Raw genomic sequence first — 8,615 nt, forward strand, 5'->3', positions numbered from 1 at the left:
TTTCATTATTTATCCTACAACGATATTAACCAATTTCCCTGGAATGGCGATGACTTTGCGTACTTGCTTGCCTTCTGCCGCCTTTTGGACGTGCTCATCGGCGAGTGCCGCTTCTTCCAGTTGTTCTTTTGTACTGTCTTTTGCGACAGTCAGCTTGCTTCTCACTTTGCCGTTCACTTGGACGACGATTTCGACTTCGTCATCGACCAGTTTCGACTCGTCGAACGTTGGCCATGCTTCATACGTTACCGTCTCGCTATGCCCAAGTTTGTTCCAAAGCTCTTCGGCCAAATGCGGCGCGATCGGCGATAGCATTTTCACGAAGCCTTCGATATATTCTTTCGGCAAGCTCTCGGCTTTGTATGCTTCATTGATGAATACCATCATTTGCGAAATCGCTGTATTGAAGCGAAGGCCGTCGAAGTCTTCGGTTACTTTCTTGACGGTCTGGTTGTAGACTTTCTCTAGTTTACCGTCATTTTGATCGCTGACTTTGCTCGAAATCGCTCCGTCTTCGATCAGTAAACGCCATACGCGGTCAAGGAAACGGCGAGATCCGTCTAGCCCGTTCGTCGACCAGGCGATGGATGCTTCGAGCGGCCCCATGAACATTTCGTACATGCGCAGCGTATCCGCACCATGGCTTTCGATTATTTGGTCCGGGTTGACGACATTGCCTTTGGATTTCGACATTTTCTCGTTGCCTTCGCCGAGGATCATCCCCTGGTTGAATAATTTCTGGAACGGTTCTTTTGTCGGCACGACGCCAAGGTCGTACAGCACTTTGTGCCAGAAACGCGCATACAATAAGTGGAGGACGGCGTGTTCTGCACCACCGATATAGACATCAACCGGAAGCCAGCGTTTCAATAATTCTGGATCCGCGATCGCTTCGTCGTTTGTTGGGTCGATAAAGCGCAAATAATACCAGCAGCTGCCGGCCCATTGCGGCATCGTGTTCGTTTCGCGGCGGCCTTTCATGCCGTTTTCAGGATGCGTGACATTAACCCATTCTTCGATATTGGCAAGCGGTGATTCGCCTGTCCCGCTCGGCTTAATATCTGTTGTGACCGGAAGTTCCAGTGGCAAATCCTTATCTTCAACCGGAGACATCGTGCCGTCTTCCCAGTGGATGATCGGGATCGGTTCGCCCCAATAGCGCTGGCGGCTGAACAACCAGTCGCGCAAACGATAGGTGATTTTCTTCTCGCCGACACCTTGTTGCTCGAGCCAATCGATCGCTTTTCCAATCGCTTCGGTTTTGTTCAAGCCGTCAAGGAAACCAGAGTTGACGAGTTCGCCGTCGCCAGCATAGGCTTCTTCGTCGATGTTGCCGCCTGAGACGACTTCGACGATCGGCAAGTCAAATTGTTTTGCGAACTCATAATCACGTTCGTCATGTGCCGGCACGGCCATGATTGCGCCTGTTCCGTATGTCGCAAGGACGTAATCTGCAATCCAGATTGGCATTTTCTCGCCGCTTGCCGGGTTGATCGCATAAGCACCAGTGAAGACGCCCGTTTTATCTTTCGCGAGATCCGTACGCTCCAAATCGCTTTTCGTTTTTACTTTGTCGATATACTCAGCTACCGCTTCGCTCTGATCAGATGTCGTAATTTCCCCAACCAATTTGTGTTCTGGGGCAAGCACCGCGTAAGTCGCGCCAAAAATCGTATCCGGGCGCGTTGTGAATGCACGGAATGAAAGCCCGGTGCCGTCGATCTTGAATTCGAGCTCCGCGCCTTCGGATTTGCCGATCCAGTTGCGCTGCATGTCCTTCAAGCTTTCCGGCCAATCGAGTTCGTTCAAGTCTTCCAGCAAACGGTCTGCGTATTCAGTGATTCGTAACACCCATTGACGCATCGGGCGGCGTTCGACCGGATGGCCTCCGCGCTCAGAAACTCCATCGACCACTTCTTCATTGGCCAAGACGGTGCCAAGTGCCGGACACCAGTTGACCGCTACTTCATCGACATATGCCAAGCCTTTATTGTAAAGCTGGATGAAAATCCATTGCGTCCATTTGTAATAGTTTGGGTCGGTCGTGTTGATTTCACGGTCCCAATCATAGGAAAAGCCAAGTTCCTGGATTTGGCGCTTGAAGGTCTCGATGTTTTTCGCCGTGAATTCCGCCGGGTCGTTTCCGGTATCGAGCGCATATTGTTCTGCCGGCAAACCGAATGCATCCCAGCCCATCGGATGAAGCACGTCGTAACCTTGCATGCGTTTTTGGCGACTTAAGATATCAGTCGCCGTGTAGCCTTCCGGATGCCCGACGTGAAGCCCGGCGCCTGACGGATACGGGAACATATCAAGAGCGTAGAATTTTTCTTTGCCCGGCGTATTCTCCGTTTTGAAGGTTTTGTTTTCTTGCCAATGTTGCTGCCATTTCTTTTCAATTTCTTTGTGATTAAAAGACATTTCCGATTTTCCTCCTCTAAATACAAGCAGATGTCCGCTAGCGTAACAAGTTTTCAGCAAAATAAAAAAATCCCGCCCCTTAAACTAAGGGACGGGATTTTTCCCGCGGTACCACCCAAATTAGCGCTCTGGCGCTCAACTTGATTCCTTAACGCGGAAAACGGCGCAATCATTGCGCAGACTCCAAGGCGAGTTCAGACATCCTGCATGCCGGCTCGCACCATCCGCCGGCTCTCTTTTATGCTTTGTATGTCCTACTGCTCCTCTTCATGGCCATTTGCTATTGATTTCATTTTAGCTGAGCGTCTGTTTTTATGCAATAGCTCAGTGTACTTTGACGCTATCGGTATTCAACTCGGCATCGGTTGCAGCGACGACGTCGTCGACCGAGAAGCCTTCGAACACTTCTTTCAACACGAGGCCAGTATCCGTCACTTCAATCACCGCGCGTTCCGTGATGATCAAATTGACCACCGCTTTACCGGTAAGGGGCAATTCGCACGCTTTTTTGATTTTCGCTGAACCGTCTTTTGATACATGATCCATGATGACGATGACTTTTTTCGCGCCATGGACAAGATCCATCGCGCCGCCCATGCCTTTGATCATTTTCCCTGGAATCATCCAGTTGGCCAAGTCGCCATTTTCTGCGACTTCCATGCCGCCAAGGATCGCGACATCGATATGTCCGCCGCGGATCATTGCGAATGACTCAGCGCTCGTGAAAAATGCGGAGCCCGGGATCGTCGTGACGGTTTCTTTTCCGGCATTGATCAAATCGGGATCGACTTGGTCTTCTGTCGGATATGGCCCGATGCCGAGCAATCCGTTTTCGGACTGCAAGACGACTTGCTTATTATCGGAAATGAAGTTCGCGACCAAGGTCGGCATGCCGATGCCCAGGTTGACGTAATCTCCATCGTTGATTTCTTTTTCCGCTCGTTTTGCGATTCGTTCTCTGATAGCCTGTTTGTCCACTTCTGTCCCCACCCTTTCTTAACGCGTCGTCAAACGCTCGATTCGTTTTTCTTGGTCTGCTTGCAGCAAACCTTGTACGTAAATGCTCGGCGTTTGCACGTGATTCGGATTGATGTCGCCGATTTCCACCAAATGTTCGACTTCCGCAATCGTCACTTTCCCGGCAGCTGCCGCTAGCGGGTTGAAGTTCTGTGCAGTCTTGTTGTAGACAAGATTGCCCATTTTATCTGCAGTATGTGCACGGACCAGCGAGAAGTCCGCTTTCAACGCCATTTCAAGCACATGTTCCTTGCCATCGAATTCGCGGATTTCCTTGCCTTCAGCGACGGTCGTGCCGACGCCTGCCGGTGTGAAGAATGCCGGAATTCCGGCTCCGCCTGCGCGCATTTTTTCAGCGAGCGTGCCTTGTGGCGTGAGTTCCACTTCGATTTCGCCGGACAACACTTGGCGTTCGAATTCTTTATTTTCGCCGACATACGAGCCGATCATTTTCTTGATTTGCTTGTTTTTCAGCAATAAGCCAAGACCCCATTCGTCGACCCCACAGTTATTGGAAATTATTGTTAGATCTTTTACCCCTTTATCGACAAGCGCCAGGATCAGCTGTTCTGGAATTCCGACCAGCCCGAATCCTCCAACCATGATGGTGGCTCCGTCTTGTATCGGTTCGACTGCCTCTTTGGCAGAATTGTAAATCGGTTTCATCGCGCGTTTCCCCCTCTGCAACATTAACTGAATTTTGATTCAATAAAACGCTTCCATTAACAATTTAACCAAAACTCCATGGGAAACGCAACAAGGACAATGGGCGCACGATTTTTGGCGGCTTTTCGGCCGGCAACTGCGTGTTATAATGACAGCTAAGGAGTGGTTTTATTATGGACAATGAATTCCCCTTCCCGAGTGACGGGAAGCGTTATTATACATGGAACCGCCATTTGCGCGGGCAATTCGGCGAAAAAATCATGAAAATCTCGCTGGACGCGGGATTTGACTGCCCGAATCGCGACGGCACAGTCGCTTTTGGCGGCTGCACGTTTTGCTCGGTCGCCGGTTCCGGTGATTTTGCCGGAGACCGTGTCGACCCGATCGCTGTGCAATTCGAGCAGGTGAAAGCGAAAATGCACCGCAAATGGAAAGACGCCAAATACATCGCCTATTTTCAAGCGTATACGAATACCCATGCACCGATTGACGTCATTAAAAGACAATTCGAAGCGGCACTCGCACAGGAAAATGTGGTCGGCATCAGCATCGGCACACGGCCCGACTGCCTGCCGGATGAAGTCGTTGAATACTTAGCTGAACTCAATGAACGCACGTATTTATGGGTGGAACTCGGCCTGCAGACTGTCCATGAGCGCACTGCGCAGCTCATCAACCGTGCGCATGATTTTGACACTTACAAACAAGGTGTCGACAAACTGCGCACACACGGCATCAATATTTGCAGCCACATCATTAACGGTTTGCCGCTTGAAGACAAAGACATGATGATGGAAACGGCACAGACAGTCGCACAACTCGACGTCCAGGGAATCAAGATCCACCTGCTGCATCTACTCAACGGAACGCCCATGGTCAAGCAATACGAAAAAGGCATGCTCAAGTTCATGGAAAAGGACGCCTATATCCAACTCGTCGCCGACCAGCTGGAAATCATCCCGCCCGACATGGTCGTCCAGCGCATCACAGGAGATGGCCCGATCGATTTGATGATCGGCCCGATGTGGAGCACGAATAAATGGGAAGTGCTGAACGGCATCGATAAGGAACTCGAGGCGCGCGGCAGCTGGCAAGGCAAGCATTATGCGGGGAGTGTGGCATTATGACTTTGCAGCGCGTCTTGCCTTTCACTAAATCTTTACTCGAACAAGTCGTTTACGAAGGTGACAGCGTGATAGATGCAACTGCCGGAAACGGGCATGATACCCATTTCCTGGCTGGGCTTACCGGTGCATCTGGAAAAGTCTACGCATTCGATATCCAGCAACAAGCAATCGAAGCGACTAGGCAGCGCACAGAAGCGTTTCGTCATGTCGAATTGATTTGCGACAGCCATGCGAAAATCGACCAGTATGTCACCGAACCTATTGCAGCCGCCGTTTTCAATCTTGGCTATTTACCAAAAGGCGACCACACCATCATCACCAAAGCGGAAAGCACTTTGCAGGCAATCGGCCAATGTCTCGAGCGCTTAAAGACAGGCGGCTTGGTGGTAGCCGTCATTTATTCTGGCCACGACGGCGGCAGCGAAGAGCGCGACGCGGTGATGGATTATGTCAAGCAATTGCCGCAAACCCGCTACGACGTCCTGAAATATGAATTCATCAACCAGCAGCATTCGCCGCCATTTTTAGTCGCGATCGAGAAAAAACAACAGCGCCAAAAGAAATGATGGCTAAATTTAAAAGAGCAGCGTGCACATGCACGCTGCTCTTTCATTTATTTCTCGACAGAACCTTCGAGAACAATTTTCCCGATGGTCTTGCCAGACATCAGTTTTCCGTAAGCTTCTTTCAAGTTTGCCGGGTTAATTGGCGCCATCGTTTCATTGAGTGTCGACTGAACCTTGCCGCTGTCTACCCATTCCGACAGTTCATTCAACAACTGATGCTGCTCGATCATGTCTTCTGTCTGAAACATCGAACGCGTGTACATCAATTCATAAACGAAGGTCACGCTTTTTCCGAACAAGGCCGGTGCGAGCGGTTCGAATGCCGGCAGGATTGAACAAATCTTGCCTTGTGGCCGAATTGCGTCCGCCATGCCTGCCATATGGTCATCGGTATTGGTCAGGCAGAAGATATAGTCCACGCCGTCAATATCCAGCTCCTTCAATTGAGGCAGCAATTCCTGGTGATGGTTGATCGTGTGATGCGCGCCATGATCTTTGGCCCACTCGATCGTTTCCTGACGCGACGCGGTTCCGATTACGGTAAGCCCTGCTAATTTGGCGATCTGCGTAGCGATCGAACCGACACCTCCCGCAGCTCCGATGATCAGGATGTTCTTGCCTTCATTGTCCTGCGGGTTTTTCGAAATGCCCAAACGCACAAACAGGGCTTCCATTGCGGTCAATCCCGTCAACGGCAAAGCAGCCGCCTGCGCGAAATCCAAGTTTTTCGGCTTGTGACCGACGATGCGCTCATCGACCAAATGGAATTCGCTATGCCCGCCTTCCCGGACATTGGTGCCGGCATAAAACACTTCGTCGCCTTCTTTGAACAATGAACATTCACTGCCAACGGAAACGACCACTCCGGCAACGTCCCTTCCGACGATCGTCAAGGAGTCATCGTCCGGTTTTTTCGAATCACGTGTTTTGTAGTCTGTCGGGTTGACCGATACCGCCTTTACCTCCACGAGCAAATCGTGTCCTTTTGGCTCTGGCTTGTCCAATTCTACTGCCTCGAATTCGGGCGGTTGATCGGTATTTCCGGGTTTGTAAAATCCTAGTGCTATCATTTTCGAAGTCAATCCATTTCGCCTTCCTTTCGTCTATTCATATCCTTGTTACAATTCCTTCTATAATACAGCCGAGATGTCTTCTACGTATGCATTGATGACGACTGGCTGTTTGCTTGCTTTTGCTTTCGACAACGCGTCTTGCAATTCGGCACGTGTTTTAACCGTATAGCCCTCTCCGCCGCACGCAATGGCAAACGCCGCAAAGTCGATATTGGCAAGCTCAACATTGGTCGGCTTATTGCCTGCCATTTTTTGTTCGTCTTCAATCAATTGAAGCTTCTGGTTGTTGAAGACGACGATGATCATCGGCAGCTCGTATTTAACTGCAGTGACAAAATCCTGCATGCCCATGGAAAATCCGCCGTCCCCGACGATAGCGATGGCCTGTCTTTCCGGATATGCCAGTTTCGCTGCAATGGCTCCCGGCAAACCGCAGCCCATCGTGCCGAGCCAGGACGACAACACCAACTTCTGGCCAGTCAACTGCAAGTATTTCGCTGTCCAGATGGTGATGCTGCCGACATCAAGTGAAACGACAGCGTCCCGCTCCATGATGTGCTGGATTTCGCCAAGTACTTGCTGAGGTTGAAGCATGTCAGTTTGCTTATCGATATCTTCACGCAGCTTGTCATGCCAAGCGCGTCGTTTCTCCTGGAATTGCTCCAAGAACCCGGCATCTTTTTCACCGAGCTTGCTTGTCAACCAGGCAAGTGCCGGCCCGAGTTCCCCGACTACGCCTACAGTTGCGGGATAGTATTTTCCGATCACGCGCGGGTCGAGATCGATTTGGATGGCAGGCGCTTTGTCCGGCAAATACTCACGGTATGGATACGCTGTACCGGCGAGAATGATCAAGTCGGCTTGTTTCATCGCCTCTTCAGCCGGCTCCGTCCCGAGTTGCCCGAGCTGCCCGAGGTTATTCGGGTGATCATCAGGAATTAATCCTTTCGCCGGAAGCGATGCAATGATTGGCGCATTCAGTTTTTCCGAGAAAGCCAACACTTCACCAGCCGCTTCCTGTGCGCCTTTACCTGCCAAGATGACTGGTTTTTTCGCAGTCTCCAATAGCTTCAGCGCTTCCTGCAAATCTTCTGCTGCTGCCCGAATATGCGGCGCTGAATATTCGGGAGAGGTCATTTCCTTCTCCCGTTTGATTTTCGTGCTGAATAAATCGTCCGACACCACGAGCACAGCAGGGCCTTTTTCGGCATAGGCTGCACGCACCGCCTGATTGAGCATATCCGGCAATTGTTCGGCATTTTGCACGCGGCGGTTATAGACCGAAACGTCTTCAAACATCGATTCCAATTTCAGCTCCTGGAAAGTGTCGGTCCCAACAGAACTGCTGGTCACTTGCCCGACAATCGCGAGTACCGGAGTTTTGTCTTTTTTCGCATCATACAGACCGTTTTGCAGATGGATCGCCCCTGGACCTGCGATCGACAGGCACACGCCAATGCGCCCGGTCAATTTCGAATAAGCTGAAGCGGCGAGCGCCCCTGTCTCTTCATGGCGTATCTGGATAAAACGGATATCTACTTTGCGCAGTTCTTCCATTAATTCATTGATGGAATCCCCCGGCATTCCGTAAATATGGTCTACATTCCATTGCTTCAACAGCTCTACTACATGGCTGCCTGCGGTGCGTTCAAACATATACATTCCCTCTTTCCTTATTTCTGCTGTTCCATCTCTTTATCCCTCCAGCTCATCTGTAAACCTTTTTCGGCAAACATGTAAAAAGG

7 protein-coding genes and 1 other annotated feature are annotated in these 8,615 nt (G+C 50.7%); of the genes, 2 read left to right on the forward strand and 5 right to left on the reverse strand.

Annotated elements, in window-relative coordinates; translation table 11 throughout:
• Positions 1-9 precede the first annotated feature (9 nt).
• The 3 genes from leuS to ON064_RS15390 all read right to left on the reverse strand — a co-directional run bounded on the left by leuS (position 10) and on the right by ON064_RS15390 (position 4,104).
• Complete coding sequence (leuS, locus tag ON064_RS15380) at positions 10-2,421, reverse strand: leucine--tRNA ligase (protein WP_274625471.1); 2,412 nt, start codon at positions 2,419-2,421, stop codon at positions 10-12.
• Positions 2,422-2,505: 84 nt separating this feature from the next.
• Positions 2,506-2,701: a binding site (T-box leader), on the reverse strand.
• Positions 2,702-2,745: 44 nt separating this feature from the next.
• Positions 2,746-3,399: a 3-oxoacid CoA-transferase subunit B gene (locus tag ON064_RS15385; protein WP_058381144.1), complete on the reverse strand. Its 654-nt coding sequence runs from the start codon at positions 3,397-3,399 to the stop codon at positions 2,746-2,748.
• Positions 3,400-3,417: 18 nt separating this feature from the next.
• Positions 3,418-4,104 carry a CoA transferase subunit A gene (locus tag ON064_RS15390; RefSeq protein ID WP_274625472.1) on the reverse strand — a complete coding sequence of 229 codons (687 nt, stop codon included), beginning with the start codon at positions 4,102-4,104 and terminating at the stop codon, positions 3,418-3,420.
• A gap of 173 nt (positions 4,105-4,277) precedes the next feature.
• On the opposite strand from ON064_RS15390, the gene mnmL reads away from it, so the two are divergent.
• Positions 4,278-5,231, forward strand: a complete 954-nt coding sequence (gene mnmL / locus ON064_RS15395) for a tRNA modification radical SAM protein MnmL/YtqA (protein ID WP_274625473.1) — start codon at positions 4,278-4,280, stop codon at positions 5,229-5,231.
• Positions 5,228-5,797: a tRNA 5-(aminomethyl)-2-thiouridylate-methyltransferase MnmM gene (mnmM, locus tag ON064_RS15400; protein ID WP_274625474.1), complete on the forward strand. Its 570-nt coding sequence runs from the start codon at positions 5,228-5,230 to the stop codon at positions 5,795-5,797. The genes mnmL and mnmM overlap by 4 nt, the downstream gene beginning before the upstream one ends.
• A gap of 47 nt (positions 5,798-5,844) precedes the next feature.
• On the opposite strand, the gene ON064_RS15405 is transcribed toward mnmM, so the two are convergent.
• Both ON064_RS15405 and ON064_RS15410 read right to left on the reverse strand, forming a co-directional pair.
• Positions 5,845-6,867 (reverse strand): zinc-binding alcohol dehydrogenase family protein, encoded by a 1,023-nt coding sequence (locus tag ON064_RS15405; protein ID WP_274625476.1) that lies wholly within the window; start codon positions 6,865-6,867, stop codon positions 5,845-5,847.
• A gap of 60 nt (positions 6,868-6,927) precedes the next feature.
• Positions 6,928-8,526, reverse strand: coding sequence for a pyruvate oxidase (locus ON064_RS15410; protein WP_274625475.1), 1,599 nt, complete (start codon positions 8,524-8,526; stop codon positions 6,928-6,930).
• Positions 8,527-8,615 lie beyond the last annotated feature (89 nt).

Origin of the sequence: Planococcus sp. A6 (assembly GCF_028823615.1) — a bacterium.
Lineage (GTDB): Bacteria > Bacillota > Bacilli > Bacillales_A > Planococcaceae > Planococcus.

Bases quoted from the DNA above. Each gene is read 5' to 3' on its own strand.
- ON064_RS15410 (WP_274625475.1), bottom strand. From the start codon at position 8,526: ATGTTTGAACGCACCGCAGGCAGCCATGTAGTAGAGCTGTTGAAGCAA.
- mnmL (WP_274625473.1), top strand. From the start codon at position 4,278: ATGGACAATGAATTCCCCTTCCCGAGTGACGGGAAGCGTTATTATACA.
- mnmM (WP_274625474.1), top strand. From the start codon at position 5,228: ATGACTTTGCAGCGCGTCTTGCCTTTCACTAAATCTTTACTCGAACAA.
- leuS (WP_274625471.1), bottom strand. From the start codon at position 2,421: ATGTCTTTTAATCACAAAGAAATTGAAAAGAAATGGCAGCAACATTGG.
- ON064_RS15405 (WP_274625476.1), bottom strand. From the start codon at position 6,867: ATGATAGCACTAGGATTTTACAAACCCGGAAATACCGATCAACCGCCC.
- ON064_RS15390 (WP_274625472.1), bottom strand. From the start codon at position 4,104: ATGAAACCGATTTACAATTCTGCCAAAGAGGCAGTCGAACCGATACAA.